Below are 23,697 nucleotides of genomic sequence, written 5' to 3'. Positions count from 1 at the left end.
AGCTAGAACTAGACGCGCTTGAAGATCAAGGAGCCGTTGGTACCACCAAAGCCAAACGAGTTGGACAAGGCATATTCGAAATTGCCTTGTTTCGGCACATTCGGTACCAGATCCAGATCGCACTCTTCATCCGGATTATCCAGATTGATGGTCGGCGGAGCCACCTGATCGCGAAGCGCCAGCACTGTGATGATGGCTTCAATCGCTCCGGCAGCACCCAACAGGTGTCCGGTCATCGACTTGGTGGAGCTAATCATCAGATTCGGCGCATGGTCACCAAAGGTCGCTTTCATTGCACGCAACTCAGCGACATCACCCAGCGGCGTCGAAGTGCCATGGGCGTTCACATAACCAATCTGGCTAGGTGCTATTCCGGCGTCCAGGATCGCATTGTGCATCGCCAAGGCCGCACCGGCCCCATCGGCAGGCGGCGCTGTCATGTGATTGGCGTCGGCGCTCATACCAAAGCCGGCAAACTCGGCATAAATGGTCGCACCGCGGGCCTTGGCGTGTTCATACTCTTCGAGTACCAACACCCCGGCACCATCACCCAGCACAAAGCCATCACGATCCTTATCCCACGGACGACTCGCCTTCTGTGGCTCATCGTTGCGAGTCGACAACGCCTTGGCAGCGGCGAAACCACCCATCCCCATCGGGGTTGACGCTTTTTCAGTACCACCGCATACCATGACATCCGCATCGCCATAGGCAATCATCCGTGCGGCAAACCCGATGGCATGAGTACCGGTCGTGCAAGCGGTCGTGACCGCAACATTCGGACCACGTAAGCCTTTCATGATGGAGATATGCCCAGAAGCCATGTTGATGATGGTCGACGGGACAAAGAAAGGGCTCAACTTACGTGGACCGCCAGCGATCAAGCTGTAATGGTTCTGCTCAATCAATCCCAGACCACCAATACCGGAACCAATCGCAACACCGACACGAGTTGCATTTTGCTCGGTAATTTCCAGACCTGAGTTTTCCAACGCCTGCAGGCCCGCGGCCACGCCGTATTGGATGAACAGATCCATCTTACGGGCATCTTTGCGAGAAATACCGAATTGTTCCGGATCGAAATCTCGGATCAGACCTGCAAACTTGGTTGGAAAATCGGTTGTATCGAAATGGTCGATGTTGGTAATGCCACTCTGGCCTTGCAGTAATGCCTGCCATGAGGCTTCAGCAGAATGACCAACAGGAGAAAGCATACCCAGACCGGTCACCACAACTCTGCGTTTTGACACAGGATTGCCTCCGCGAGGTAAAAATTAAAAAAGGGAATAAAAGAAACAAGAGCGGCTGAAAAGCCGCTCTTGTTGACCAGAAAATTAATCCTGGTTGGAATTGATGTAGTCGATAGCAGCTTGAACGGTGGTGATCTTCTCTGCTTCTTCATCAGGAATTTCAGTGTCGAATTCTTCTTCCAGGGCCATTACCAGCTCAACGGTGTCCAGAGAGTCAGCGCCCAGATCATCGACAAACGAGGCTTCAGACTTAACGTCTTCTTCCTTAACGCCCAGTTGTTCGATGATGATTTTCTTAACGCGTTCTTCGATATTGCTCATGACCTGATTTTTCCTTTAGAAATACGCAATTGCGTGTCGTTGCAGTAGTTTATTCGATTGTTCATAGTTTGCAAGACTGTTGGACGTGGTCAAACCACGATTTTAGACATACATCGCCTAAAAATTTGCATAGATATGACCACTATTTGCCCTGCTGGTTAGACCATATACATGCCGCCATTAACATGTAAAGTCTCACCCGTCACATACGCCGCTTCATCCGATGCGAGGAACAACACGGCGGCAGCAATCTCTTTGGGGTCGCCAAGGCGATTCGCCGGCACCTGGCTCAGAATGCCAGCACGTTGATCGTCATTCAATGCCTGGGTCATATCTGTTTCAATAAAACCTGGGGCAACCGCATTGACTGTGATACCCCGCGAAGCCACTTCACGGGCCAGCGACTTGGTAAAACCAATCAAACCGGCCTTCGCCGCCGCATAATTGGTCTGACCTGCGTTCCCCATGGTACCAACTACGGAGCCTATGCTAACGATGCGTCCGTGGCGTTTTTTCATCATGGAGCGCAATACAGGTTTGCTCAGTCGGTACAGTGACGTCAGATTGGTATCAATGATGTCCTGCCATTCGTCATCTTTCATCCGCATCAACAGATTATCGCGAGTGATCCCCGCGTTATTGATCAGAATATCAACATCCCCAAAACGCTCTTTAATGGTCGCAAACAACGTTTCAACAGACTCGCTGCTGGTAACGTTCAATACCAGACCACAGCCCGCATCACCCAGATAGGCAGAGATAGCATCAGCACCAGACTGGCTGGTTGCGGTACCCACGACTTTGGCGCCTTTGGCTACAAACGCCTCAGCAATCGCACGACCAATTCCGCGACTGGCGCCGGTTACCAAAGCAATCTTGTTTTCAAAACTCATGTGTTGTCCTTAATTATTCGGGGCCGCTGACTATTGCAGCTTGGCCAATATCTCTTGCAACGAGGCAGTATCGTTGATCGCCGCGCCATCAACACGCTTGTCGATACGCTTTGCCAGACCGCTCAGCACCTTGCCCGGCCCCATTTCAACTTCAAATTCAATGCCGCTATTCGCCATATTCTCAACAATCTCGGTCCAGCGCACCGGACTGAAGAGTTGACGCACCAGCGCATCCTTGATTCGGGCTGCATCGGTTTCAACCGCCACATCCACATTATTGATCACCGGAATAGTCGGGGCCTGGATCTCGACGAATTGCAAGGCCGCCGCCAGTTTTTCGGCCGCAGGATGCATCAGAGCACAGTGAGACGGCACGCTCACCGGCAACGGCAGCGCACGCTTGGCGCCTGACTCTTTCATCAGCACATTGGCACGCTCAACAGCCTCTTTATGGCCGGCGATGACCACCTGTCCCGGAGAGTTGAAGTTGACCGGAGAGACTACTTGGCCTTGAGCTGCCTTTTCGCAGTTAGCGGCAATGCTCTCATTGTCCAGACCGATGATGGCTGCCATGGCCCCAACGCCTTCAGGAACGGCCTCTTGCATCGCCAGACCACGCAACTCAACCAGCTTCACCGCATCGGTAAAAGCCATGGCACCAGAACAGACCAGTGCCGAATACTCACCCAGGCTATGGCCGGCCATTACGGCGGGAGCAGGTGCACCCAACTCTTGCCAGACACGCCACAAGGCAACGGAACTGGTCAGCAAGGCCGGTTGAGTACGCCAGGTTTTGTTCAGCTCTTCCGCAGGGCCTTCCATCACCAAAGTGAATAGATCGTAACCGAGAACCTGACTGGCTTCGTCAAAGGTGGCTTTGACCACGGGATATACGCTAGCAATTTCAGCCAACATACCAACGCTTTGCGAGCCCTGACCGGGAAATGCGATCGCGAACTTAGTCATGTGTCATTTTCCTGTGCAATTAAAAACGAATCAGTGCCGAACCCCAGGTAAAACCACCCCCAAAGGCCTCGAGCAGAATCAGTTGTCCCCGCTGGATACGGCCGGAGCGAACCCCTTCATCCAGCGCCAGCGGTACAGATGCCGCGGAAGTATTGCCATGCTTTTCCAACGTCAGGATAACCTGGTCCATCGACATGCCCAATTTCTTGGCTGTGGCACTGATGATGCGGTAGTTGGCCTGGTGTGGCACCAACCAGTCCAGCTCGGACTTGTCCAGTCCGTTAGCAGCAAGAGTTTCGGTGACGATCTCGCTCAGACGAGTAACCGCAACTTTGAAGACATCATTGCCCTTCATGTACATATAAGCGGGAAAATCAGCGGCAGCAGGGCCACGTTTACCTTGCGGTAACTTGAGCAATTCACCGTAACGACCATCAGCATGCATGTGGGTCGACAAGATGCCGGGCTCTTCAGAAGCCCCCAAGACCACGGCACCAGCGCCATCACCAAAAATGATGATGGTGCTACGATCAGCCGGATCACAGGTGCGAGCCAGAACATCCGCACCCACCACCAGAACCCGTTTTGCGCTACCGCCACGAACAAATTGATCCGCAACACTCAAGGCATAGCTAAAACCGGCACATGCAGCGGCGATATCAAATGCCGGAATACCAGGACAATCCAGCAACCCTTGCAATTCGCAAGCTGCTGAAGGAAATGCATTCTCTGCACTGGTAGTCGCCAGGACTATCATGTCCAAATCCGTGGCCAGGATACCCGCAGCCGACAGCGCCTGAATAGCCGCCTCTTTAGCCATAGTGACGACGGTTTCGTCTTCACTGGCTATCCGGCGTTCTTTGATACCGGTACGTTCAACAATCCACTCATCACTGGTTTCGACCATACGCTCAAGATCAGCATTGGTACGAACCGTCGCGGGCACATAACTGCCCGTGCCAAGAATTTTACTAAACATAGGTTCGACTAGCGCCTGTTTATTGGTTCTGCTTCAAACCGCTCGGCAATGCGAGCAGGAAGTTGGTGTTGCACTTCCACGGTTGCTTGCAGAATGGCATTGGAGAAAGCATGCCGCTCGGCACGCCCATGACTTTTGATAACAATGCCGCGCAATCCTAGCAGACTTGCCCCGTTATACTGGTCGGGGTTCAGGTGAGAAAGGCGACGTTTGAAAAACCGGGTCAGGAAGTTTTGTAGCCAACCTGATAGGCCATCCATCTGTTGATGGCTGGCTTGAGATAACAACCGGACCATGCCCTCGGCCGTTTTGAGGGCGATGTTACCGACAAAACCATCACAAACAATAACATCAGCCACTCCCTGGAATAACGCGTCGCCTTCGATAAAGCCGCGATAATTGAGACCCGGAGTAGCCGAGATTAGTTCCGAAGCACAGCGGACTTGTTCGTTTCCCTTGTTGGCTTCTGCTCCAACATTCAGCAGCGCCACCGCCGGATTTTCAATCCCAAGCACACAATGCGCAACCACACTGCCTAACATGGCAAATTGTCGCAAATTTTCAGGACTGCAATTGACGTTTGCCCCAAGATCTAGAAATACCGAGCGGCCGCCTGCACTCGTCGGCACACAGGTCATCAAGGCGGGTCGCTCCACCCCAGGCAGAGTTTTCAACACATGCTTGGCGATGGCCATCAAAGCCCCGGTATTTCCAGCACTAACGCATGCATCCGCCTTTCCCTGCTGTACCAGCTCCAGTGCCACTCGCATGGAAGAGTCTTTGAGATGACGCAAAGCGAATGCCGGTTGCTCCGACATGGAAATGATTTGTGAGGCGTGGACCGTATCGACACGAGAATGACCCAAGAGGCCATTTTGTTGTAGCAAGGGATAAATACTGGTGAGGTCACCAACCAGTATCAATTTTAAATGAGGCAAAAGCGACAGTGCCTGCACGGCGGCAGGCACTGTTTCAGAGGGGCCGTGATCGCCCCCCATCAAATCTAACGCCAGGGTTAGAAAAGACAAAAGTTAATCCTGCTTAAAATAAATTAAGCAATAACCTTTTTACCACGGTAAAAACCGTCTGCAGTCACGTGGTGACGACGGTGAATTTCACCAGAAGTCGGATCCACGGTCAGTGCAGAAGCAGTCAGTGCATCGTGAGAACGACGCATACCACGTCTGGAACGGGTTTTACGGTTCTGTTGTACGGCCATTGACCTAACTCCTAATTCATTTACTTATGTTTCAAACCGTTAAGAACTGCGAACGGATTCGGACGCTCATCAGCAGGTTCAATTTTACCCCACGTCATCTGCATTCCCCCTCGTTTACACTCATGCTCGGCGTGCATGGGCGCAAACGGCAGGGCGAGGATTAATTCATCCTCAAGCAGCTCGTAGAGATCAATTTCGCCGTTTTCATCCAACTCAATGGGCTCATAAGCTTCCGGCAGTTCCTCCTCCTCTACCTTCGCAGATAGCGGAGTGTAGATGAACTCGACGTCGCAATGATGATCAAATGCGTCACCGCACCGTTGGCACTCAAGCTTGACCAAGGTATGGGCAGTACCTTGCATAATGGTCAGGCCTTGGGCATCAGTACCAAAGGACAATTCGGCTTCGACATCATCTTGAATATCGATAACAGATTCAGCCAGCCGCACAAGCTGAGCACGCTCAACAACCCCGACATAATCGAGGCGCTTCACGGCACAACGGACCGGATCAATCTTAATGGGCAACTTCACCTTTTGCATAAGGCGCGCATGATATAGACAGTCCCTGCGATAGTCAAAGGAAAAACCTATTGCTCTGAATAATCGGTGAATAATTCAGGAGCGCTGGGTATGATCGCCACACATCCCCTGCCAGATAAAACAACCATGTCACCTATTATTCTCGCATCCACGTCGCCATATCGCCAAGCACTGCTGGGTAAACTGGGTATGCCATTTACAGCCATGGCACCAAATACCGATGAGACAGTGCTGCTGGGTGAAACCGCCGAGCAGCTGGTCAAGCGCTTAGCCATCGCAAAAGCGAGTGATGTCGCCAGCCGTCTTGATCAAGGCTGGGTCATCGGCTCTGATCAGGTATGCACCATCGACGGCAACATTCTGGGGAAGCCAGGAACCCACGAGCAAGCGGTCTCGCAACTCCGGCAACTATCGGGCCATGCTGTCACCTTTTTTACCGGCTTATGTCTGCATGACACCCTGACGGGCCAGCAGCAATCGATCGTGGAGCCTTTTACCGTTCATTTCCGTACTCTGGATGAAGTCACCATCCAGAACTACTTACAACGAGAACAACCCTACGACTGTGCCGGTAGCTTCAAGAGTGAGGGTATGGGGATCTGCCTATTTACACGCTTTGAGGGGCGAGATCCCAATACCCTGATCGGTCTTCCGCTGATGGCCCTCACCGATATGCTGCTGAGTTGGGGAGTTAAATTACCACAGTAGTGATCTACTCTGCCTCAGCGGTAAGCGTGCTGTCCTGAATAGACGACAGGTAGCGAGCCAATTGTTCCAAATTATCAACCATTGCGATCGGCTCATGGGCTTGCAGTTGCTGCAGCCCATGAACACCCCAGGTAATTCCAATCCGATCCATGCCTAGTGCTTGCGCCATGGCCATATCGTGAATGGAATCCCCCACCATCACCGCCTGACTCACAGGAACATCCAGTTGTTCCAGGATCTGCTCCAGCATCAAGGGATCGGGTTTAGAACGAGCCTCATCCGCACCTCGAGTTGACGCAAACAACGGCCCCAACCCGGTTTCAAGCAGCACTCGGTCCAACCCGGCCCGCGCCTTTCCTGTCGCAACAGCTAATTGATAGCCACTGTTACGCCAAGTCCGGAGTTGCAATTCAACCCCCGGAAACAAGGGGGTTGGCGTCGTATCTAGATGCAGATAATGTTCGCGGTAACGCGCCAGTACCTCTTCGACACCCGTAGCGGACACACCAGGAAATAACATCGGAATTGCCGTACGCAAACTCAATCCAATAATATCGTGGACAGCCTTCGTGTCAGGGACAGGCAGTGAACAGTCGATGGCGGACTGTCGCATGCAAGAGACAATACGAGCCACCGAATCCATCAAGGTACCATCCCAATCAAAGATCAGGAGTTGATAAGGCAAACTCATGACTTATCGCTATCCAGCTTATTAAGTAATGCTTGTAAATGAGGATCGAGCGGCGCTTCCATTGTCATATCTTTATCATCAACAGGATGACGAAACGTCAATCGACTGGCGTGGAGGAATAAACGTTGCAAACCCAGCGCCCGCATTTTTCCATCAAACGTGGCTTCACCATATTTGTCGTCGCATGCAATCGGATGACCCGCATGTGCGGTATGCACCCGAATCTGGTGGGTTCGCCCTGTGATAGGGCTGGCCTCGACCAAGGTCGCTTCCGCAAAACGTTTGAGAATATGAAAGCGGGTCTCCGAGGGTTTCCCTTCTGGATTCACGCGAACAATCCGCTCGCCGGATTGCAACACATTCTTCAACAGTGGAGCATTGACCACTTTGACATGAGCCTGCCATTGGCCTCGCACCAAGGCACTGTATTGCTTGCGCATCGTTTTTAGACGCAGCTGCTCATGCAAACTTTTTAACACACTGCGCTTTTTAGCAATCAGTAAGCAGCCAGAGGTATCGCGATCGAGACGATGCACCAGTTCCATAAACCGGGACTCAGGGCGTAATGAGCGCAAGGCTTCAATAACCCCGAAGCTCAGACCACTACCGCCATGAACCGCCATTCCCGCCGGCTTATTCAGAACGATCAGAGCATCATCCTCAAATAGGATCATGGCCTCCAGAGCCTGAATACTGGAGAGCTTTGCCGAAGGCAATTCATTGGCCTCAGCCACTCGCACAGGAGGAACACGTACCTCATCACCTGCGACCAGCTTGTACTCCGGCTTAATGCGTTTTTTATTCACCCGCACTTCACCCTTGCGCAAGATCCGGTAAATCAGGCTCTTTGGCACACCTTTTAGCTGAGTCTTCAAATAATTATCTATGCGCTGCCCTTCCTGCTCAGCATCGATTACCAGCAGCCGCACTTGTTGAGTTGATGTATTCATGGCGCTGATTCTACATCAGATGGCGAGCTTTGTCGCAAAGCCAAAACGCTGCCTTGCTATGGTTGGCGTTAAAATGGAATAATGCGTGCGATTTTATGTAGCCAACCGCCTGGAAAACGGGTTGGATCAGGCTCGACCGAAAACAACAGGTCAGGGATGCTGTGTCAGTGAATTTCTTTACACCCTCTTTGAGCCTGCTGTGGCAGTCTGATAGTTACGCAAAATCCTGATTTCGCCAGATTGTTCTATGCTACTACGCAGAAGTTGCGTTTCTAGCTGGGTAAAGGATGCGAAGACGAATCCCATGTGCGCCTCATGCATGACCAACCGGGAGGTTGCTCGACCATGCTACAGACTCGAGGCCGGTTCTCTTTTTCAATCCCTCAAATGGCGATTGCATTTCACATCAGAACGAATTTATTTAGAGAATTGAATGAAAAGAATGCTAATTAATGCAACTCAAGAAGAAGAGTTGCGCGTTGCCCTCGTCGATGGTCAACGCATTTATGATCTGGACATCGAAAGTCCGGGGCACGAACAAAAAAAAGCCAACATCTATAAGGGTAAAATTACCCGGGTAGAACCCAGTCTCGAAGCTGCCTTCGTTGATTACGGAGCTGAACGACATGGCTTCTTACCGCTTAAAGAGATAGCTCGCGAATATTTCCCTGCCAACTACTCCTTTTCCGGTCGTCCGAACATCAAAGAAGTGATTCGTGAAGGTCACGAAGTTATTGTTCAAATCGACAAGGAAGAACGGGGTACCAAGGGTGCGGCGTTAACCACTTTCATCAGTCTGGCTGGTAGTTATTTGGTATTGATGCCCAATAACCCACGCGCGGGCGGTATTTCTCGCCGGATCGAGGGTGATGAACGCACCGAGCTCAAAGAAGCGCTCAATGGTCTCGAAGTTCCGGATGGTATGGGTCTTATCGTGCGCACTGCAGGTGTAGGCAAATCCCGCGAAGAGCTGGAGTGGGATCTGAATGTTCTGCTCAAGCACTGGGATACCATCAAAACCGCCTCTGACCAGCAAGCGGCCCCCTTCCTGATCCATCAGGAAAGTAACGTCATCGTCCGTGCTATCCGCGACTATTTGCGCCGCGATATCGGTGAAATTCTCATCGACAGCCCGAAGATTTTCGAACGAGCCAAACAACATATCGAATTGGTTCGTCCTGACTTTATCAATAGAGTCAAATTGTATAACGGCGAAATTCCTCTGTTCAGCCATTTCCAGATTGAGAGCCAGATTGAGTCCGCATTCCAGCGTGAGGTTCGTTTGCCTTCCGGTGGTTCTATCGTCATTGACCCGACCGAAGCATTGACCTCGATCGATATCAACTCGGCTCGTGCTACCAAGGGTGGCGATATTGAAGAAACAGCGCTGCAAACCAATCTGGAAGCTGCCGATGAAATTGCCCGTCAGCTGCGTTTGCGCGACCTGGGTGGCCTGATCGTCATTGACTTTATCGATATGACGCCAGTCCGTCATCAACGCGAAGTGGAAAATCGCCTGCGTGATGCCGTTCGTCAGGATCGCGCTCGTATCCAATTAGGCCGCATTTCTCGTTTTGGTTTGCTGGAACTTTCCCGCCAACGTCTGCGTCCTTCGCTGAATGAGTCCAGCACTCATGTCTGCCCGCGTTGCATGGGTCAAGGCACCATTCGGGATAATGAGTCTTTAGCACTGGCTATTTTGCGCCTGATCGAAGAAGAAGCGCTCAAGGACAATACCGATCAGGTGCATGCCCAAGTTCCGGTGGACGTCGCAGCCTTCCTGTTAAATGAGAAACGCACGGCAATTCTGAAGCTGGAACAGCGTCATCAAGTCCGGATCATTATTATCCCGAACGAGCAGATGCAGACACCGCATTTTGAAGTGCTGCGCGTTCGCTCTGGTGAGGCCAACGAAGCGCCTAGCTACGAGTTGAAAAACGAACTGGTGCGTGATGGTTATGAGCCGAAGCTGGTTGAAGCCAAAGCAGCCATAACAGAGCCTGCCGTACAGGGCTTTAGTTCCCCAGTTTCACAACAAGCTCCTGTCGCCGTCGTGCAACCACAACCAGGCCTGGTCTCGCGTCTGTTTGCCGCATTAACTGCCTTGTTCCGTAGCGACTCCCCCGCGGAGGAAGCGCCAAGCAAGCCCACGGCAGAACGTCGGGATAATCGCAGTCGTCGTGACAATAGTGCTTCTCGTGATAACAATCGTCGCCGTCCAGCTGACCCCCGTCGTGAGCGCGTGGTAAAGGATAAAGAAGAGTCTTTCGCCAAGAGCAACGATGACAAAGCTTTCCGCAATGGTGATGAAAAGCCAGCGACTCGTCGGCAGCGAAATGAACGACCAGAACGTACGGAGCGAACCGAGCGTAATACTCAGGAACGCACTGAACGCCAAGAACGCCCAGCCCGTAGCGAACGGACTCCGCGTCCAGAACGTAAGCCACGTGACAATCGGGAAGCGGTAGCAGCAGAAGCACCAGTGGTAGTGAATGAGGCCGATCTGCAGCAGCGTCAGGAAAAAGAGCAAAAAGTTGCAGAACGTCGTGAGCGCCGCAACATGCGTAAGAAGGTCCGAGTTAGCGAGCCGGCAACAGAGCAGCCCCAACTGCCATCTGCAGCCAGTGAGCAAGAGTATGACTGGACAAGTCGTGACGAGTTCAAGACAGCAGATATCCAGCAAGTCGAAACCCCGCTGGTTGCTGCCGTTGTCGAAGGGCACCTGCTCGCCACTGACGTCACTGACTCTACGACTGATGAGCAAAAGGTTCGGGCACCGCAACGCCGTAAACGCATCAATGAAGATGCGCGTCGTCAACGCCAGCCACGTGGTGAAAGCTCTGAACAGAACGAGCAGTCCGGCACTGAAGAACATGGCTCCAGCGAAGGTGACAAGCCTCGTCGTAGTCGTCGTCGGACCAGCGCAGTTCGCGATGAGCAAGCTCCTGAGCAGGGTGGCATTGCTCATGATATTCATGAGGAAAGTGATCGGGTCGAATTCCCCGTTATCACCGAAACCACAGCTACCCGCGAAATGCCTGAGCAACTCGTAGCTCCGGTTGTTGAGGCAAAAGAACTCGTAGTGTCCGCGGAAGAGGCTCCCGTTGAGGCCGAAGCTCCGGCTGAAGAGATCGCATCGGTCATAGAAGCCACAGCGCCAGCCATTGCCACCCAAGTTTCGTCACCGGTCGTCACCGATGTCACCGCACGACCCGAGCCGGTTCATAGCGAACCAGCCACCGCAGTGAAACCGGTTGAGGTGGTCATGGCCAAGCCAAACAAGGCCCGTCGCCGCAGCGGGATCGTTTCGAATGTACACTTTGCACAAGCCGAAATGACCTTGCCGCCGTCAGCGCCTGAGTTGCCAGCCAAGCATGTCGAATATCCACCGTTTGAACGTCAGGCTGTCCAAGTGTCAGGACGTAAGGCTAGTATCACCGATTTGCGTAGTGTAGCGTCAGCCCCTATGACTCGTCCCTGAGCAAACCAGTAACCGAAAAAGCCGCGCTTGCGCGGCTTTTTTTATGCAATCCATTTCCATCCTATCGGCTGATCCAATAGTCACAATTCCGATAGATAGCATCGGCGAACAATTTTTTCATCGAAGCAATAAGCAAGCATATTTATTCAATTTCATAGCCGAGTCATCCGGGGTTTTTAGCCTGTTGGCCTCTTAATATCTGTTCAAGCAGGCAGGCTTGATGGTAAAATTGTTTGATAAAAATCAATTTTAACCGAATGAGCCTATGACCCCAGACAAGAAACTTGGAAAAAGAGTGCAATCCGGTGGCTGCGCCATCCATTGCCAAGACTGCAGCATCAGTCAGCTCTGCATTCCATTCAGTCTGAATGACAATGAGCTGGATCAGCTCGATAACATCATTGAGCGCAAAAAACCGATCCAAAAAGGCGAGGCTTTATTCAAGGCTGGCGATGAACTCAGGTCTCTCTATGCCATTCGCTCTGGAACGATCAAGTCATACACCATCACCGAACAAGGGGATGAGCAGATCACCGGTTTTCACCTGGCAGGTGACCTAATAGGCTTTGACGCCATCCATAAACAGCATCACCCATCATTTGCCCAGGCTCTGGAAACATCCATGGTCTGCGAAATCCCATTTGAGATACTGGACGACCTCTCCGGCAAGATGCCGAAACTTCGCCAGCAAATCATGCGCCTTATGAGTAACGAAATTATGGGGGATCAAGAGATGATCCTCTTGTTATCCAAAAAGAATGCCGAAGAGCGTCTGGCGGCTTTCTTGCATCGCCTTTCAACTCGTTTTGCGGAACGTGGTTTTTCTGCCCGCGAGTTCCGCCTCTCCATGACTCGGGGCGATATCGGCAATTACCTCGGGCTGACCGTAGAAACAATTAGTCGGTTACTCGGCCGCTTTCAGAAGCTGGAGCTGATCCGGGTCAAAGGTAAATATGTGACGATTATTGATGGCCCATCTCTGGCTGAATTGGCGGGCCTACCCACACATTCCAGTTGCTAGGCTCACACGGGGTCAACATCCTCATTTGTTGACCCAAACAGCACTCTGTTTATTGCTTTTGCGCTAACCTGCTTACAGGCTATTCAAGCGTTCAACAATTGTGAGAGGGCCATATGATCAAATATCGCAATATTCTGGTCGTCATCGATCCCAATATGGAAGCTCAACCCGCACTCTATCGTGCCGCCGAAGTTGCTCGGCTGCAGGATAGTGCGACCATCAAAGTCTTCATGTCGATTTATGATTTCTCCTATGAAATCACCTCCATCCTCTCTGTGGAAGAGCGGGATGAGATGCGCGAAGGTGTGGTTGCACAACGCCGCGTATGGCTCGAAGGCCTGATCCAGCCCTATTTGGATGAGGGGCTAGATATGACCCTCAAGGTGGTCTGGCATAGTCGCCCTTCCGAGAGCATTCTCAACGAGGTCAACCAGCACGGTCATGATCTGGTCATCAAGAGCGCGCATCAGCACTCTCTGCTGGAAAGTTTTATCTTCACTCCGCTGGATTGGCAGCTGATCCGCAAATGCCACCTTCCCGTTCTACTGGTCAAAGAACACGATTGGCCAGCGGATGGCAATATTGTTGTGGCCCTTAATTTTAGTAGTGAACCAGAGCAGGATTTACTCAACCAAAAACTGTTCAAAGAGGCTAACTATGTTGCCAAACTGGTCAAAGCCAATGTGCATCTGGTGAATGCAGTACCCTCGCCTACGGTTAATATCGCGCTGGAGGTTCCCGGCTTTACCCCCGAGATCTATAACGAGGCCATTTTGTTACATCATCAGAGCATGATGGATGAATTTGCTCGGGAACACCATGTTCCCAGTGCACAAACGCATGTCATTGAAGGGCTGCCAGAGGATGTATTACCGGAGATTGCTGAACAACTGGATGCCGAATTGATCCTACTCGGTAGTCTGGGAAGAACCGGCTGGTCAGCCGCCTTAATCGGCAATACCGCCGAGCAGGTTGTCGATAGCCTGCATTGTGATCTGTTGGTCCTCAAGCCCGACTCGCAGACGTAACCGGAAGACGCATCCGCAATACGTCAAATCTTGCTGTCACCGGGACAGTGGCTATAATATGCGGCCAACTTTGTCCCGGGTGACTGCCAGATGTCTGACGAATTAAACTCCAAACAAGTCTATAACCTGAATAAGCTTCAAAAGCGGTTACGCCGCCATGTTGGAGAGGCTATCGCCGACTTCAATATGATTGAGGACGGTGACCGGATCATGGTTTGCCTCTCCGGTGGAAAGGACAGTTACGGTCTGTTGGATATTCTGTTGAATTTACGGGCTAGTGCACCGATCCACTTCGATATCATCGCAGTCAATCTCGACCAAAAACAACCCGGCTTTCCAGCCGATGTATTGCCCGCCTACCTGGAACAATTGGGTATTCCCTACAAGATTGTCGAAGAAGACACCTACTCCATCGTCAAAGACAAAATTCCGGAAGGCAAAACCACCTGCTCACTTTGTTCCCGGCTGCGTCGCGGAATTCTCTACCGGACGGCAACTGAGCTGGGAGCAACTAAAATCGCCTTGGGTCACCATCGGGATGACATCCTTGAAACCTTGTTTTTAAACATGTTTTTCGGTGGCAAGATGAAGTCGATGCCGCCAAAGCTGGTTAGTGATGATGGCAGGCATGTGGTGATCCGCCCCCTAGCCTACTGCAAAGAAAAGGATCTCGCTCGCTATGCTGAGTGGAAGGCGTTTCCGATCATTCCCTGCAATCTGTGCGGCTCGCAGGAAAATTTACAGCGCCAAGCCATCAAACAAATGCTCACTGACTGGGACAAGCGTTTCCCAGGCCGGATCGAAATCATGTTCAAGTCGCTGCAGGATGTGGTTCCTAGCCACCTGTTGGACAATCAATTGTTTGATTTCAAAAATCTGGACCGAAACCAAGGCCCGATTGACGGCGGCGATATCGCCTTCGATAAGCCTGAGTTCTCACCTGTCCCGGCTCTGGATCTTGAAAGTGATGATCTCGAACGCTTGCAGATTGTAGAGCTGCAATAGGCACGGCTCATACCGGCGGACACAGATGATCAAGCGCTAGATACGACAAAGGCCCGTGTGAACACGGGCCTTTGTATAGGCACACTCGGGTTACTGAAGGGTTAGTTTGCCTTGGCGGCACTCCAGTAACGTTGATTGGTACGGATCATCCCCTGGATCTTGCGTACGTACCCATCACCCATCGTCGAATAACGATTCAGGCCCTTGGCTAACGCAACCGCATCCAGCGGCTTTACCTCCGCACGCATATCGGCGCGCATCTGGCGCACCTGCTTGTAAGCCGGATGTGTATTCACATTCCGCATGTACGCCTGCACAGCCAGCTCAGGGGAATCAAACGACTTGACTTCTCCAGAGCCATTCCGACGGTACGGCGAAACACCACATCCTTTTTCAAAGCAATAGTGGCCAAAGAAGTTATTCAGTTTGCGGGCCATCCTGGATGTCCCCCACCCTGATTCTGTGGCCGCCTGGCTTAACACCAGTTCTGGAGGAAGAATATCCACCCGAACCAGGAGTTGATCAATCCCCTGCTCATTGAGCGGGAGGTTATCCAGGCGATACTGTTGTCCCATGTTCGCCAGCCACTCTTCCTGTTCGGAAGCAAGCTGGATCCCCTGGTTCAACTGTGACTTCAGTTTTTCAAGTTTACTGCGCTGAGTCAGTATATTGGCCGCAACCGTCTCATAAGACGGACGCAGGTAATTGACAAAAGCTTGCTTGCGCTCGACAGGATCCTTAATAGCCTTGAAATCAGGCGGATCCATAGCCACCGAAGTGGCAAGCTCACGCTGGACGTCACGAGGCACAGGCCCCGGCGCACCAGTATTACCCACAGCAGCCGGCATCACGGCGCAGAGTAACAGCAAGGTCCATAGTCTGGTCATCTTCATGCAACAAAGCTCCCCTTATCGAGCGATGCAGCATCCTTGGGCGATAGTTCAATCCGCACTCGGACACCACATACATCACGGTAGACGATGCCATTCACGATTAAGTAGAACGGTATCATCCAGATGAGCCCCAGGCCGAGTGGCAACATGGCTAGGACAAACAACGCAGCCAGCACAGCGTATAACAGCAACAACTGTGGCCAACCACGCAGAAACAAGCGAAAGGATGTCCACATGGCTCGCGCCGGTGACAATCCCCGCTCCAAGATCAGAGGGATGGTAAACAACATGCTGACACTGAATAGCAATAGCAGTGCCATGCTGACAGATTCCGCCATGCTCGAATGCATGGACAAACTCTCCAGCCCCCCTTTACACCCGGAAAGCAGCAAGCTTGTCTGGATCAGTACAGGCGCCTGGCGAAGATAATCAAACACCATGCTGCCTCGCACGCGGGATCCCAGTGCGCGGCGTAACCCCAACATATCCAGACTGCTACTCACGGGTGATAGTACCGCCGCCAGCATGATGCTAAACAACATGCTGATGACGATGCTATCCGTCTCCAGCCAGCCGCTAAACGCCGCTAGCCGAATCAATAACAACATCAAGGCAAGGACGGTTGCCACTGCCAACAATAAGCCGGCTTTAGCCCCCGACGTCAATTGCCAGCCTTCGCGTAATACAGCCTTCAGATCGAGTTGAAACCCCGCATCCAAAGAGCGCTGTAAATCACCGCCGATCGTTATCAGATCTTGTTTCTGATCCGTCATTGCCCGTTCTTTAATAAACCAAAGTGGGCATTATAGCAATAATTACCCTCCAAGCCCAACTTCACGGGATTTCGCCCCATTTAAGAAAGAAAAATCGTGTTTTTATCGGGTTAAAAAATTCCTCAAAACGGTAAATCAAGTAAAAAATGGTTATTTTTCATAGAGTAAGACAAAGACGACAGTCTTTGGAGTAATTTGGCTCCCAAGTCTTGATTTCAATGGCCCACGGGCCCTTTTCATTCGATTCCTGACGCTCGCTGAGTCCAGGATCCCCATACAAAACGGACCGGTCGCCATCATGAAATCCCCCGGGCAGAATTTTGTCATCCCCATGTCATGAACAGCCCGGAAGATAAAAAACCCAGCGGTACAGGCCAACTAACACCGCATCATTTCGCACAACAGAAGAGATCCAACGCAGATGAGTGAAGCTATTATTCGATGGAGCCTGGCCGGTCTGTGGCTAGGTGGTTCCTGCATGCTATCCGCGGCCGAATTGTCCTCGCATGCCGAACATGAAGCACATGAGCATGGACATGCCACGCTCAATATAGCCGTCGAGGAGACGAGTTTATTATTGGAACTCAAGGCTCCAGCCGCAGACATAGTAGGCTTCGAACACGCACCCCATACCGCAGCGCAAAAGCAGCAACTCGATGCCGCCCTGGCCACACTGCACCAGGCCGATAATTTTGTTGATCTGGAAAAAAATGCAGGTTGCCAGCTTCAGCAGGTCAAGGTGCAACATCACCTGGATGACAAAGCGTCCACGGCACACGGCGATATTGAAGCCAGTTATGCCTATTCCTGTCTGAACCCGACGGAGCTGAATGCCATCACCCTGACACTCTTCAAGCATTTTGCATCGTTACAAGACATTGACTATCAGATCATGGCACAAAGCCATCAGGGGGCTGGCGAGCTGAGTCCAGAGAATCCCCAAGTGGAACTGCAAAAATGATCGCTCTCGAGTCGCCGGTGATTGCGATGTCCGGGGTCCAGTTTGGCTGGCCTGGACATAGCACCCTATTAAACATCCCAAGCCTCCAGGTTCAAGCCGGGGAGAGCCTGTTCATCAAGGGGGCAAGCGGCAGCGGCAAGTCGACACTACTCGGGTTACTAACCGGGATCCACACCGTCACTCAGGGCAAGCTCAGTGTGCTGGGTCACGAGTTAAAATCCTTGCGCAGTTCGCAACGGGATCAGTTTCGTGCACATCATATGGGATATATCTTCCAGCAATTCAACCTGCTGCCGTTCTTATCCGTGCTCGAAAACGTCACCTCGCCACTAATTTTCTCTCACCTCAAGCGGCAACGTCTGTCAGACACACCACTTCAGGAGGCCCATCGCTTACTGGATGCCTTAGAGTTACCGGATTCCCTGCGTCAACGACCGGTGCATCAGTTGAGCATAGGCCAACAGCAACGGGTAGCCGCGGCACGAGCCTTCATTGGCCAACCGGCACTGGTGATTGCCGATGAGCCGACTTCGGCGCTGGACTCCAGCAGCCGGGCCGCCTTCATGGAACTGCTGTTTGCCGAATGCCGTCACGCACGCAGCACACTGCTGTTTGTCAGTCATGACCCTAGTCTGGAAACACATTTTTCCCGCGTCATCCCTCTGAGTGAACTGAATCAACTCCAGCCGGAGGAAGCTGTATGCTGATGCTGGCGGCTAAAAGTCTATGGTCGCGCCGCCTGACGGCTTGCCTGACCCTGATCGCCATTGCCATCAGTGTATGCCTGTTCTTGGGCGTCGAACGGGTTAAGGGACAAGCCAAAGAGAGTTTTGCCCGCACCATCTCTGGAACCGACTTGATCGTCGGGGCTCGAACCGGCCCACTTAACTTATTGCTGTATTCCATTTTTCATCTTGGAGACGCCACCAATAATATCGGGTGGGATAGTTATCAGGCTCTACGGCAGCAAGCTGCCGTGGCCTGGACGATTCCGCTGTCATTGGGAGACTCCCATCAGGGATATAGGGTCATCGGCACTTCGGACGAGTTCTTCCAGCATTATCAGTATGGGGATCACCTCCCACTGCAATTTGCTGCCGGTACTGCGTTTTCAAAAGTCTTCGATGTGGTCATCGGTGCCGAAGTCGCTCAAGCCCTGCACTATCAACTCAAGGATGACATCATCATCGCCCATGGCACGGGGAAACATGGCTTCAGCCGACATGAGGATCTGCCTTTTCGCATTGTCGGCATACTGCAACCCACTGGAACCCCTGTCGATCGCTCATTGCTCGTCTCACTGGCGAGCATCGAAGCCATCCATGTCGGTTGGGACACGGGTCAGCAAGCCCAGCACCTGACGGCGGAGCAGGCGCTGAGGCATAATCTGCAACCACAGAGTATTACTGCGGCACTGGTCGGTCTGCACAGTAAGATTCAGACCTTTAGCCTGCAACGAGCCATCAACGGTTATCAGCCTGAGCCGCTACAAGCCATCATGCCGGGTGTGGCTCTGCGTGATCTCTGGCAGTTGATGTCGGTTGCCGAACAAGCCTTGGCCTTTGTCTCTACCTTTGTCGTGATTGCGGGCCTGACCGGTATGCTCACCACCTTGCTGGCCGGGCTCAATGAGCGCCGCAGAGAGTTGGCAATCCTGCGCTCCCTAGGAGCCACGGCCGCGCACCTGTTCTGGCTGCTGACACTCGAAGCACTGATTCTGGTCTCTGGTGGCATTCTGCTTGGCATGGCCGCTCTTTACCTTGGACTGATACTCCTGATCCCCTGGATCCAGCTGCACTACGGCTTACGGCTCCCAATGCAGATACCGACCAACACAGAGCTAGAGCTGCTACTGAGCATTTGGTTGGCCGGCTTACTGGTGGGGACGTTACCGGCATGGCGAGCCCTACGCTTTTCCTTTCACGATGGTATGACCCCGAGGAACTGAACATGAAGCGACTCTTGCTGCTCCTGGCAATATTGTTGCCCCTGCCGATATCCGCGCTTACCATCGAGTATCAGACATTGAAGTGGCCGGATTTGTTGCCGACATCCGGACAGCCAAGCGGACCGAAACGTCCAGAAACGGCGGTTAACCATAATGGCAAGGCCATACAGCAGGAAGAAGGGAGTGTCAGGGCTGATCTGGATCAGCGACAAGTTCGCGTCCCTGGCTATGTAGTCCCGGTCGATGGGAACGAGGAAACCGTCAGCAGCTTTTTACTGGTGCCATTCTTCGGTGCTTGCATCCATGTCCCTCCGCCACCCAGTAACCAGATCATCTACGTGACCCTGCGCGAACCCGTGGCAGTGGATGAACTCTGGGATGCGGTCTGGGTCTATGGCACCTTGCACACCACCCGGACCAGTCATGAACTGGCAAATTCTGGCTATCAGATGCAAGGCATTCGCGTCGAAAGCTACGAATAAGGCGCCAGTTCCACATCCACCAGATCAGCATTCATTAGGTGTGACGGCCCAAAATACTCTGCCATTGGGCTGGATCGGCCAGTAGCTGATCCACCCACAGAGGCAGAGTTTCCCCGGCGGGGCCATAGATTGCCTGCTCAAAATGGCTCCGCTGCTGTGAAGGCTCCAGGTTGAATTCCAATGTTCGGGCTCCACCATGCCGAGCCTCAGCCACAAAACCGGCTGCTGGATAGACATGGCCCGAGGTACCAATTGCCACAAACAAGTCCGCTTGTGCTAGAGCCTCATAGATAGCCGCCATCTGCAATGGCTCTTCACCAAACCAAACGATGTGGGGTCGTAGCACAGCCTTTGGTTGGCAACAGGAGCACCGATCGACCGCGGTCACATCATCGGACCAGGCGCAGACTTTGCCGGTACGAACACAGCGCACCTTGAGTAGCTCGCCATGCATATGGATCACCCTCGGACTCCCGGCCCGCTCGTGCAAATCATCAATATTCTGGGTGATCAGAGTAACCGAATCCGGCCAATGCTGTTGCAAACGAGCGATGGCATGGTGGGCTGGATTGGGTCGCACGGACTTCAGCAAGGCACGGCGCTGATTATAAAAGTGCTGAACCAAATCGGGATCCCGCAAAAACCCTTCTGGAGTCGCAACATCCTCGATGCGATGTTGTTCCCACAGCCCATCACTGGCGCGAAACGTCGGGATACCCGACTCAGCGGACACACCCGCTCCCGTCAGCACTACAATTCTCGGCATTACCACAGTGCAACTCCTCCTCTAGGCCAGTCAACCCATAGGCGTCAGTCAACGTGTAAAAACAAACAAGCCAGGCTTTGGGCCTGGCTTGTTATCCTCAGCGCTTATTCGTCGTCGCTGGCATCTGTTTCATTGGGTGTGGCGTGTTCGACACGAGCCTTGAGTTTTTGCCCCGGCCGGAAGGTGACGACCCGCCGAGCACTGATGGGGATATCCTCCCCGGTTTTCGGGTTCCGACCCGGGCGTTCACTCTTGGTACGCAGCTCGAAGTTACCAAAGCCAGAGATTTTTACCTGCTCGCCCGCTTCGAGCGATTGGCGGATCTCCTCGAAAAACGCCTCAACCATATCCTTGGCGTCGCGTTTGCTTAAGCCCAGCTGGGTGAAGAGATGTTCCGCTATATCGGCTTTGGTCAGCGCCATAGATCAATCCCTCAAGGATGCATTGAACTCAGTGCGGAGACCTTCGACCACTTTGGCTATGGTATCGGCGATCTCCTTGTCCTCCAAGGTGCGCTGGGTATCCTGCAACACGAGGCTGATCGCCAGACTCTTCTTGCCCTCAGGGACACCCGGCCCTTGGTATATGTCAAACAAGTTTATTCCAACTATCTGATTTCCGCCAATTTTTTTCGCGGTATGCAGAATATCGGCTGCTGTGACGGCGCTGTCAACCACTAAGGCCAAATCTCGGCGATTTGCCGGGAAACGGGAGATCTCGCCAGCCACCGGAATGCGGACTTTCAGCAAGGCATTCAGCTCCAGTTCGAACAGCACGACCTTGCTCTTGAGACCCAACTTCTTTTCCAGACTCGGATGAATGACACCGATCCAGCCGATAGGATGACCATCGCGCAAAACCTGAGCTGACTGCCCCGGGTGCAACGCCGTATGTTCGGCCCGCACAAAGCTGAAACGGTGTGCTTCACCGGTCAACTCCAGTAATGCCTCGACATCGCCCTTCAGATCGAAGAAATCGGTGGCCCGGGATGGGATGCTCCAGTGTTCATCTGCCAGATTGCCGCTGATGATACCGGCCAGCAGGGGCTCTTGACGAATTCCGTTTTCGGCTTGTTCATCTTTAATAAAGCGCAAGCCACTCTCAAACAGGCGTACCCGACCCTGCTGACGGTTCTGGTTGTAAACCACGGCATTGATGAGACCGGGCCATAGGGAAACCCGCATCGCCGACATATCCGCCGAAATCGGGAAAGGCAGGATGATCGGCTCCTGATGGGGGAACAGCAAACTCATCGCCTTCGGCTCGACAAAGCTATAGGTGATGGCTTCCTGGAAACCACGATCGACCAGCAAATGACGCGCCCGCTTAAGCGGCAAATCGGCTTCCAACTGCTCATTCATTACCAGATGGGCCATAGGTGGCAGATTGGGAATGTTGTTGTAGCCATAGATACGAGCCACTTCCTCAATCAAGTCCTCTTCAATCGCCAGATCGAAGCGCCAACTCGGCGATGTCGCCTGCCAGCCATCCGCCGTCAGCGTTACTTGTAAGCCCAAACGGTTAAGGATGTCGGTGACCACGGCATCGTCAAAGCTGATACCGACAACCCGGTTCAACTTCTCGCGACGTAAGGTAATACGTTCAGGCTTCGGCAGATGCGCATCGGAGACCACTTCAATCACAGGCCCTACCTCGCCCCCGCAGATATCGAGCAGCAGGCGACAGGCACGGTCCATGGCTTGTTGTTGCAACTGGCTATCGACACCGCGCTCGAAGCGGTGGGAAGAGTCGGTCGACAGACCATAGCTGCGCGCCCGCCCCTTGATCGACAAGGGACTGAAGAAGGCACATTCCAGCAAAATATCCTGAGTCTCGGCCGAGACACCGGAATGCAGACCGCCAAAGATACCGGCAATCGCCAACGGCCCCTTGCCATCGGCAATCACCAAGGTATCAGCATTGAGGGAGACTTCACTCTCATCCAGCAGGGTCAGCTTCTCGCCAGCAACCGCCATCCGCACCTGCAAGCCGCTATCAAGCTTGGCCAGATCGAAGGCGTGCATGGGTTGCCCCAGCTCCAACAACACATAGTTGGTGACATCAACAATCGGGTCGATGGAACGCATGCCGCAGCGACGCAGTTTTTCCTGCATCCACAACGGGGTTTCGGCCTTGACGTTCAAGCCTTTGATCACCCGCCCCAGATAGCGGGGGCACGCCTCTGCCGCCGTGACGGTGATCGGGAAACTGGCATCCGTCGTTGCAGATACCGGTACCCATTCGGGTGCCCGGACATCACAACGATTCAGCACCCCGATTTCACGGGCCAAGCCAGCAATGCTCAGACAATCGGCACGATTGGGGGTCAGATCCACCTCGATCATGGCGTCATCCAGCTGCAGATAGCTGCGCAGATCGGTCCCCACGGGAGCATCCATCGGTAATTCGATGATGCCATCGGCTTCAACCGGGATCCCCAGCTCGCTGTAGGAGCACAGCATGCCGTGGGATGGTTGACCACGCAGTTTTGCCTTCTTGATTTCGAAATTGCCCGGCAGCACTGCGCCGACCTTGGCTACGGCTACGCGCAGACCTTGACGGCAGTTTGGCGCGCCGCAGACGATATCAAGCAATTCGGTTTCGCCGACGTTGACTTTGGTGACACGCAGTTTATCGGCATCCGGATGTTGGTCACAGGCAACAACTTCACCCACTACGACATTGCTGAATTCACCGGCAACGGCATCGATGCTGTCCACTTCCAGACCAGCCATGGTGATCTGATCGGCCAGCTCATTGGTGCCGAGAGAGGCCTGGATCCACTCATCTACCCAGGATTTACTGAATTTCATCTATTAG

General features: G+C 52.9%; 24 protein-coding genes. 9 read left to right on the top strand and 15 right to left on the bottom strand.

Annotation, left to right across the window (positions count from 1 at the left end; translation table 11 throughout):
• Nucleotides 1–8: 8 nt before the first annotated feature.
• From fabF to yceD, 8 genes are all read right to left on the bottom strand, one after another.
• Nucleotides 9–1,250: a beta-ketoacyl-ACP synthase II gene (gene fabF, locus ACZYUB_RS04335; RefSeq protein WP_463945847.1), complete on the bottom strand. Its 1,242-nt coding sequence runs from the start codon at nucleotides 1,248–1,250 to the stop codon at nucleotides 9–11.
• An 84-nt stretch (nucleotides 1,251–1,334) separates the two neighbouring features.
• Nucleotides 1,335–1,571 carry an acyl carrier protein gene (gene acpP, locus ACZYUB_RS04330; protein ID WP_460884668.1) on the bottom strand — a complete coding sequence of 79 codons (237 nt, stop codon included), beginning with the start codon at nucleotides 1,569–1,571 and terminating at the stop codon, nucleotides 1,335–1,337.
• Between the two features lie 158 nt (nucleotides 1,572–1,729).
• On the bottom strand, nucleotides 1,730–2,464 hold the full coding sequence (gene fabG / locus ACZYUB_RS04325; protein WP_460884667.1) for a 3-oxoacyl-ACP reductase FabG: 735 nt from the start codon (nucleotides 2,462–2,464) through the stop codon (nucleotides 1,730–1,732).
• Between the two features lie 30 nt (nucleotides 2,465–2,494).
• Nucleotides 2,495–3,430, bottom strand: coding sequence for an ACP S-malonyltransferase (gene fabD, locus ACZYUB_RS04320; protein WP_463945845.1), 936 nt, complete (start codon nucleotides 3,428–3,430; stop codon nucleotides 2,495–2,497).
• Nucleotides 3,431–3,449: 19 nt separating this feature from the next.
• Nucleotides 3,450–4,409 carry a beta-ketoacyl-ACP synthase III gene (locus ACZYUB_RS04315; protein WP_463945843.1) on the bottom strand — a complete coding sequence of 320 codons (960 nt, stop codon included), beginning with the start codon at nucleotides 4,407–4,409 and terminating at the stop codon, nucleotides 3,450–3,452.
• An 8-nt stretch (nucleotides 4,410–4,417) separates the two neighbouring features.
• On the bottom strand, nucleotides 4,418–5,437 hold the full coding sequence (gene plsX, locus ACZYUB_RS04310) for a phosphate acyltransferase PlsX (RefSeq protein WP_463945841.1): 1,020 nt from the start codon (nucleotides 5,435–5,437) through the stop codon (nucleotides 4,418–4,420).
• A 23-nt stretch (nucleotides 5,438–5,460) separates the two neighbouring features.
• Entirely contained in the window at nucleotides 5,461–5,628 is a 168-nt protein-coding gene (gene rpmF / locus ACZYUB_RS04305; protein ID WP_377152791.1) for a 50S ribosomal protein L32, read from the bottom strand.
• 20 nt (nucleotides 5,629–5,648) lie between these two features.
• Complete coding sequence (yceD, locus tag ACZYUB_RS04300) at nucleotides 5,649–6,170, bottom strand: 23S rRNA accumulation protein YceD (protein WP_460884663.1); 522 nt, start codon at nucleotides 6,168–6,170, stop codon at nucleotides 5,649–5,651.
• A gap of 90 nt (nucleotides 6,171–6,260) precedes the next feature.
• Between yceD and ACZYUB_RS04295 the strand changes: the two genes are divergently transcribed.
• The gene (locus tag ACZYUB_RS04295; RefSeq protein ID WP_463945838.1) at nucleotides 6,261–6,878 is read left to right on the top strand and encodes a Maf family protein; all 618 of its coding nucleotides are present in this window, start codon (nucleotides 6,261–6,263) and stop codon (nucleotides 6,876–6,878) included.
• 4 nt (nucleotides 6,879–6,882) lie between these two features.
• On the opposite strand, the gene ACZYUB_RS04290 is transcribed toward ACZYUB_RS04295, so the two are convergent.
• On the bottom strand, nucleotides 6,883–7,569 hold the full coding sequence (locus ACZYUB_RS04290) for an HAD family hydrolase (protein ID WP_463945836.1): 687 nt from the start codon (nucleotides 7,567–7,569) through the stop codon (nucleotides 6,883–6,885).
• Nucleotides 7,566–8,519 carry a 23S rRNA pseudouridine(955/2504/2580) synthase RluC gene (gene rluC / locus ACZYUB_RS04285; protein WP_463945834.1) on the bottom strand — a complete coding sequence of 318 codons (954 nt, stop codon included), beginning with the start codon at nucleotides 8,517–8,519 and terminating at the stop codon, nucleotides 7,566–7,568. Before rluC ends, ACZYUB_RS04290 begins: the two co-directional genes overlap by 4 nt.
• A gap of 433 nt (nucleotides 8,520–8,952) precedes the next feature.
• On the opposite strand from rluC, the gene rne reads away from it, so the two are divergent.
• From rne to ttcA, 4 genes are all read left to right on the top strand, one after another.
• Nucleotides 8,953–12,000 (top strand): ribonuclease E, encoded by a 3,048-nt coding sequence (gene rne, locus ACZYUB_RS04280; RefSeq protein ID WP_463945832.1) that lies wholly within the window; start codon nucleotides 8,953–8,955, stop codon nucleotides 11,998–12,000.
• A 265-nt stretch (nucleotides 12,001–12,265) separates the two neighbouring features.
• Nucleotides 12,266–13,021, top strand: coding sequence for an FNR family transcription factor (locus tag ACZYUB_RS04275; protein WP_460884658.1), 756 nt, complete (start codon nucleotides 12,266–12,268; stop codon nucleotides 13,019–13,021).
• Between the two features lie 113 nt (nucleotides 13,022–13,134).
• Nucleotides 13,135–14,049, top strand: a complete 915-nt coding sequence (gene uspE / locus ACZYUB_RS04270; protein ID WP_463945830.1) for a universal stress protein UspE — start codon at nucleotides 13,135–13,137, stop codon at nucleotides 14,047–14,049.
• Between the two features lie 90 nt (nucleotides 14,050–14,139).
• Nucleotides 14,140–15,054, top strand: coding sequence for a tRNA 2-thiocytidine(32) synthetase TtcA (gene ttcA, locus ACZYUB_RS04265; protein ID WP_463945829.1), 915 nt, complete (start codon nucleotides 14,140–14,142; stop codon nucleotides 15,052–15,054).
• A gap of 101 nt (nucleotides 15,055–15,155) precedes the next feature.
• On the opposite strand, the gene ACZYUB_RS04260 is transcribed toward ttcA, so the two are convergent.
• Complete coding sequence (locus ACZYUB_RS04260; RefSeq protein WP_460884655.1) at nucleotides 15,156–15,947, bottom strand: glucosaminidase domain-containing protein; 792 nt, start codon at nucleotides 15,945–15,947, stop codon at nucleotides 15,156–15,158.
• Nucleotides 15,944–16,720 carry a hypothetical protein gene (locus ACZYUB_RS04255; RefSeq protein ID WP_463945828.1) on the bottom strand — a complete coding sequence of 259 codons (777 nt, stop codon included), beginning with the start codon at nucleotides 16,718–16,720 and terminating at the stop codon, nucleotides 15,944–15,946. The genes ACZYUB_RS04260 and ACZYUB_RS04255 overlap by 4 nt, the downstream gene beginning before the upstream one ends.
• Before the next feature lie 421 nt (nucleotides 16,721–17,141).
• Between ACZYUB_RS04255 and ACZYUB_RS04250 the strand changes: the two genes are divergently transcribed.
• From ACZYUB_RS04250 to ACZYUB_RS04235, 4 genes are read left to right on the top strand one after another with little or no spacing between them, the layout of a single operon-like run.
• A complete protein-coding gene (locus ACZYUB_RS04250; RefSeq protein WP_463945827.1) occupies nucleotides 17,142–17,681 on the top strand; it encodes a ZrgA family zinc uptake protein in 540 nt (179 codons plus the stop codon).
• Nucleotides 17,678–18,388 (top strand): ABC transporter ATP-binding protein, encoded by a 711-nt coding sequence (locus tag ACZYUB_RS04245; RefSeq protein ID WP_463945825.1) that lies wholly within the window; start codon nucleotides 17,678–17,680, stop codon nucleotides 18,386–18,388. The genes ACZYUB_RS04250 and ACZYUB_RS04245 overlap by 4 nt, the downstream gene beginning before the upstream one ends.
• Complete coding sequence (locus tag ACZYUB_RS04240) at nucleotides 18,382–19,629, top strand: ABC transporter permease (protein WP_463945823.1); 1,248 nt, start codon at nucleotides 18,382–18,384, stop codon at nucleotides 19,627–19,629. The genes ACZYUB_RS04245 and ACZYUB_RS04240 overlap by 7 nt, the downstream gene beginning before the upstream one ends.
• A gap of 2 nt (nucleotides 19,630–19,631) precedes the next feature.
• On the top strand, nucleotides 19,632–20,111 hold the full coding sequence (locus ACZYUB_RS04235; protein WP_463945822.1) for a DUF3299 domain-containing protein: 480 nt from the start codon (nucleotides 19,632–19,634) through the stop codon (nucleotides 20,109–20,111).
• A 34-nt stretch (nucleotides 20,112–20,145) separates the two neighbouring features.
• Here ACZYUB_RS04235 and cobB read toward each other — a convergent pair whose 3' ends face one another.
• From cobB to pheT, 3 genes are all read right to left on the bottom strand, one after another.
• Nucleotides 20,146–20,877 carry a Sir2 family NAD+-dependent deacetylase gene (gene cobB / locus ACZYUB_RS04230; protein ID WP_463945821.1) on the bottom strand — a complete coding sequence of 244 codons (732 nt, stop codon included), beginning with the start codon at nucleotides 20,875–20,877 and terminating at the stop codon, nucleotides 20,146–20,148.
• Nucleotides 20,878–20,981: 104 nt separating this feature from the next.
• Entirely contained in the window at nucleotides 20,982–21,299 is a 318-nt protein-coding gene (locus tag ACZYUB_RS04225; RefSeq protein WP_460884648.1) for an integration host factor subunit alpha, read from the bottom strand.
• A gap of 3 nt (nucleotides 21,300–21,302) precedes the next feature.
• Nucleotides 21,303–23,690 (bottom strand): phenylalanine--tRNA ligase subunit beta, encoded by a 2,388-nt coding sequence (pheT, locus tag ACZYUB_RS04220; protein ID WP_463945819.1) that lies wholly within the window; start codon nucleotides 23,688–23,690, stop codon nucleotides 21,303–21,305.
• Nucleotides 23,691–23,697: the final 7 nt, after the last annotated feature.

The sequence above is a fragment of the Pseudaeromonas sp. HNCC25DJ182 genome (genome assembly GCF_055413365.1).
The sequence above is the reverse complement of the archived record's forward strand: the minus strand, read 5'-3'. Positions and strand labels throughout refer to the sequence as shown.

Excerpts from the sequence above, each read along its gene's own strand:
- acpP (WP_460884668.1), bottom strand. The coding sequence starts at position 1,571 with ATGAGCAATATCGAAGAACGCGTTAAGAAAATCATCATCGAACAACTG.
- fabG (WP_460884667.1), bottom strand. The coding sequence starts at position 2,464 with ATGAGTTTTGAAAACAAGATTGCTTTGGTAACCGGCGCCAGTCGCGGA.
- fabD (WP_463945845.1), bottom strand. The coding sequence starts at position 3,430 with ATGACTAAGTTCGCGATCGCATTTCCCGGTCAGGGCTCGCAAAGCGTT.
- ACZYUB_RS04315 (WP_463945843.1), bottom strand. The coding sequence starts at position 4,409 with ATGTTTAGTAAAATTCTTGGCACGGGCAGTTATGTGCCCGCGACGGTT.
- rpmF (WP_377152791.1), bottom strand. The coding sequence starts at position 5,628 with ATGGCCGTACAACAGAACCGTAAAACCCGTTCCAGACGTGGTATGCGT.
- yceD (WP_460884663.1), bottom strand. The coding sequence starts at position 6,170 with ATGCAAAAGGTGAAGTTGCCCATTAAGATTGATCCGGTCCGTTGTGCC.
- ACZYUB_RS04295 (WP_463945838.1), top strand. The coding sequence starts at position 6,261 with ATGATCGCCACACATCCCCTGCCAGATAAAACAACCATGTCACCTATT.
- ACZYUB_RS04290 (WP_463945836.1), bottom strand. The coding sequence starts at position 7,569 with ATGAGTTTGCCTTATCAACTCCTGATCTTTGATTGGGATGGTACCTTG.
- rluC (WP_463945834.1), bottom strand. The coding sequence starts at position 8,519 with ATGAATACATCAACTCAACAAGTGCGGCTGCTGGTAATCGATGCTGAG.
- rne (WP_463945832.1), top strand. The coding sequence starts at position 8,953 with ATGAAAAGAATGCTAATTAATGCAACTCAAGAAGAAGAGTTGCGCGTT.
- ACZYUB_RS04275 (WP_460884658.1), top strand. The coding sequence starts at position 12,266 with ATGACCCCAGACAAGAAACTTGGAAAAAGAGTGCAATCCGGTGGCTGC.
- uspE (WP_463945830.1), top strand. The coding sequence starts at position 13,135 with ATGATCAAATATCGCAATATTCTGGTCGTCATCGATCCCAATATGGAA.
- ttcA (WP_463945829.1), top strand. The coding sequence starts at position 14,140 with ATGTCTGACGAATTAAACTCCAAACAAGTCTATAACCTGAATAAGCTT.
- ACZYUB_RS04260 (WP_460884655.1), bottom strand. The coding sequence starts at position 15,947 with ATGAAGATGACCAGACTATGGACCTTGCTGTTACTCTGCGCCGTGATG.
- ACZYUB_RS04255 (WP_463945828.1), bottom strand. The coding sequence starts at position 16,720 with ATGACGGATCAGAAACAAGATCTGATAACGATCGGCGGTGATTTACAG.
- ACZYUB_RS04250 (WP_463945827.1), top strand. The coding sequence starts at position 17,142 with ATGAGTGAAGCTATTATTCGATGGAGCCTGGCCGGTCTGTGGCTAGGT.
- ACZYUB_RS04245 (WP_463945825.1), top strand. The coding sequence starts at position 17,678 with ATGATCGCTCTCGAGTCGCCGGTGATTGCGATGTCCGGGGTCCAGTTT.
- ACZYUB_RS04240 (WP_463945823.1), top strand. The coding sequence starts at position 18,382 with ATGCTGATGCTGGCGGCTAAAAGTCTATGGTCGCGCCGCCTGACGGCT.
- ACZYUB_RS04235 (WP_463945822.1), top strand. The coding sequence starts at position 19,632 with ATGAAGCGACTCTTGCTGCTCCTGGCAATATTGTTGCCCCTGCCGATA.
- cobB (WP_463945821.1), bottom strand. The coding sequence starts at position 20,877 with ATGCCGAGAATTGTAGTGCTGACGGGAGCGGGTGTGTCCGCTGAGTCG.
- ACZYUB_RS04225 (WP_460884648.1), bottom strand. The coding sequence starts at position 21,299 with ATGGCGCTGACCAAAGCCGATATAGCGGAACATCTCTTCACCCAGCTG.
- pheT (WP_463945819.1), bottom strand. The coding sequence starts at position 23,690 with ATGAAATTCAGTAAATCCTGGGTAGATGAGTGGATCCAGGCCTCTCTC.